Genomic DNA, 2,957 nt, shown 5'->3' with positions numbered 1-2,957 from the left:
GCTTCAAGTTCAGCTGCGGTTATTTCGACCATGAGCTGCTAGTCAGCCGAAACGACGATGTGACGGCCTGCGCCTTCGCCTTCTGACTCGGAAACGAACCCAAGGTCAGCCACGGCGTCGTGAACGATCTTGCGCTCGTAAGCACTCATCGGTTCAAGGGCGACGGTACCGCCGTCGGACTTGACCTTGGCTACGGCGTCTTCGGCGATCTTCTGCAGAACGCCGGCACGTTCCTTGCGGTATCCGTTGATGTCCAGGACGAGGCGTGAACGGTTCTCCGTCGCAGAGAGTACGGAGAGGCGAGCCAGCTCTTGCAGAGCCTCCAACACTTCACCGTCACGGCCCACCAGGCTATCCAACGCTGCGGATTCTTCATCGGCGCCGATGGAGATGTAGGTGCGTCCGTTGCGGACCTCAATGTCGATGTCGCCGTCGATATCGGCAATATCCAGGAGTTCCTCAAGGTAGTCGGCGGCGATATCGCCTTCCTCCTCGAGACGGCTGGCCGTCTTGGACTGCGTCTCTTCCTGCGTTTCGTCCTGGTCTTCAGTCACAGCGGCGATAACTTCTTCAGTGCTCTCGGCAGACATTACTTCTTCTTCCTGTTCTTACGTTGTGGCTGGACGCGCTGGGCACGGATCTCGGCGGCAGCAGCAGCTGCAGCTTCGGCTTCCGCGGCGGCGTCGGCGGTCTTCTTTCCACCCAGGAGCGGCGGGAGGCCTTTGGCGGCGCGGCGCTCTTCCAGTGCCTTGGCGGCAGGGGAACCCGGGGTGGGCATACGGCGAATGACGAAGAACTGCTGGCCCATGGTCCACAGGTTGGTGGTGGTCCAGTAGATGAGGACACCGATCGGGAAGTTGATGCCACCGATACCGAAAACGAGCGGCAGGATGTAGAGCATCATCTTCTGCTGGCGCATGAACGGGCTGGCCATGGCCTCTTCGGACATGTTCTTGGCCATGATCTGCTTCTGGGTAATGAACTGCGAGGCCGTCATGGCAATGATCATGATGATGCTCAGAACCCAAACAGCCACAGCACTGTTCCCGCCGCTGGGGTCACCGTGGAGCAGCGACGCCGACAATGGCGCACCAAAGATGCTGGATGAGTCGAACTGGACTACCTGCTCATGGCTCATCGCGCCAACGCCCTGGCCCTGCTTGGCGTTCGTCGAGATACCCGACAACACCTGGAACAGCGCGAAGAAGAACGGCATCTGGATCAGCATCGGCAAACAGGCCGAGAAAGGGTTGGTGCCGTGCTTCTTGTACAGCGCCATCTGTTCCTGCGCCATGGCCTGGCGGGACAGCTGATCGGTCTTGCCCTTGTACTTGGTCTGAAGTTTCTTCAGGTCCGGCTGCAGCAGCTGCATGCCGCGCTGCGCTTTGATCTGCTTGACGAAGACAGGGATCAGTGCGGCACGGATCACCAACACAAGGCCGATGATGGACAGAGTCCACGTCCAGCCGTTCGCGGCGGGCAGGCCAATGAAGCTCAGTCCCTCGTGGAAGCCAACCATGATGATTGACACCAGCCACTTGAACGGAAACATGATTGTTTCAAAGAAGTCCATACGATATCCCTATTCGTTAGGCCGCCGAGCGGCCTTCTTCATCAGCCTGAGCAGCCAGGAACTGGTCCGGATTGTTCAGTACAACAATTGTGGGCGTCCGGCCTTCGGGCCAATGACGGTGGCCGGCGGGGACATGGTCCACTCCACCGGCGTTCCAGGGGTGACATTTGGCGAGCCTCTTGGCTGCGAGCCAGGTACCCTTCACGGCACCATGCACCGTCACTGCTTCCAGCGCGTACGCGGAACAGGACGGAAAGAATCGGCAGACCTGGCCGTAGAGGGGTGAGATGACCTTGCGGTACGTCTTCAGCAACAGGATCAGGATGTTGCGGGGCAGTTCCCAGAGGAAGGTGCCAACCGCCGCCGGAAGGCTCCGATGCGGAGCCTTCCCGGAGGGGTCGCTTGAGGAAGGAACGACGGCGGTGCTTATGTCATGCACGCGGTGTCCCTTCCGTTGTGGTGCCGTTGTGTTCGGTCGAAGCGCTGCGTGGGAGTGAGCCACTCAATCGCTTCGTCGTCACTGCCAGTGCGGCGTTGTAGTCAGAGAGCAGTTGCTCCCAGCTGGCAGATGCAGCTGCGGGCAACGCCCGGACCACTACCGCCAGACCCGTTCCATGCGTATGCAAGGACAGTGCGCCTGCTTCTCTCAGTCTCCTCTTAACGAGGTTCCTGGTCACGGCGTTCCCGACGGCTTTGGAGACAATGAAACCGATTCGACTCGGCTCCCCGGCCCCGATAGGGGCCGTATATAACACTAAGTTCCGGCGTCCATTGCGGACGCCGGAACGTACAGTTGTTGAAAAGTCGGTAGACGTCCGCAGACGGTTAGGGGTGGCTAGCACCGTCGAACCCGCAAAAAGACCCTGACCGACAAGTCAGTTATTTACGCCGACAGTTCGACGCGGCCCTTGCCGCGACGGGCAGCCAGGATGGCACGGCCGGCACGGGTGCGCATACGAAGGCGGAAGCCGTGCTTCTTGGCCCGACGGCGGTTATTCGGCTGAAAAGTCCGCTTGCTCACGTTAGTTACTCCAGTGGATCAAAGGTGCGCCCACCCGATCAAAAAAGGGGAAGAACTGGCCGACGCTAAGTTTTGTATGTGCCTGCCGCCGTTGCCTTCCGCACGGTGAACGTACGGGGTTACAACTGATCTCAAAAGCGGACACAAAGGACTTCACAACGTTAGGGCAAAAAGGTACCCCCAGTCAAACCGGGAGCCTGCCGCGGAGCTATCCACAGCTGTGCCCAACCGTCGTTCCCAGCCTGTGGATGAAGTGGCTCACAGGCCGTATTCCAGAACAACAACGGTGTAATTATCCACAGGCAACTTCCCAGCTATCTTCTAGCGATTCCATCCCCTAGAGTGGCTCAGTAGCCCAATGTC

The 2,957-nt window shown here is 59.4% G+C and carries 5 protein-coding genes; all 5 read right to left on the bottom strand.

The features are described 5' to 3' along the window. Positions 1-38: 38 nt before the first annotated feature. The 5 genes from HP499_RS22855 to rpmH are packed head-to-tail and all read right to left on the bottom strand — an operon-like array spanning position 39 to position 2,594. The gene (locus tag HP499_RS22855; RefSeq protein WP_026541018.1) at positions 39-590 is read right to left on the bottom strand and encodes a R3H domain-containing nucleic acid-binding protein; all 552 of its coding nucleotides are present in this window, start codon (positions 588-590) and stop codon (positions 39-41) included. After that, complete coding sequence (gene yidC, locus HP499_RS22850) at positions 590-1,573, bottom strand: membrane protein insertase YidC (protein WP_172326355.1); 984 nt, start codon at positions 1,571-1,573, stop codon at positions 590-592. The genes HP499_RS22855 and yidC overlap by 1 nt, the downstream gene beginning before the upstream one ends. Positions 1,574-1,589: 16 nt before the next feature. Then, complete coding sequence (gene yidD / locus HP499_RS22845; RefSeq protein ID WP_375154268.1) at positions 1,590-2,003, bottom strand: membrane protein insertion efficiency factor YidD; 414 nt, start codon at positions 2,001-2,003, stop codon at positions 1,590-1,592. A gap of 1 nt (position 2,004) precedes the next feature. Next, complete coding sequence (rnpA, locus tag HP499_RS22840; protein WP_172326353.1) at positions 2,005-2,415, bottom strand: ribonuclease P protein component; 411 nt, start codon at positions 2,413-2,415, stop codon at positions 2,005-2,007. 41 nt (positions 2,416-2,456) lie between these two features. Continuing rightward, a complete protein-coding gene (rpmH, locus tag HP499_RS22835) occupies positions 2,457-2,594 on the bottom strand; it encodes a 50S ribosomal protein L34 (protein ID WP_011776797.1) in 138 nt (45 codons plus the stop codon). Between the last annotated feature and the right edge of the window lie 363 nt (positions 2,595-2,957).

Source organism: Paenarthrobacter sp. CM16 (assembly GCF_013179505.1).
Classification (GTDB): Bacteria; Actinomycetota; Actinomycetes; order Actinomycetales; family Micrococcaceae; genus Arthrobacter.
The sequence above is the reverse complement of the archived record's forward strand: the minus strand, read 5'-3'. Positions and strand labels throughout refer to the sequence as shown.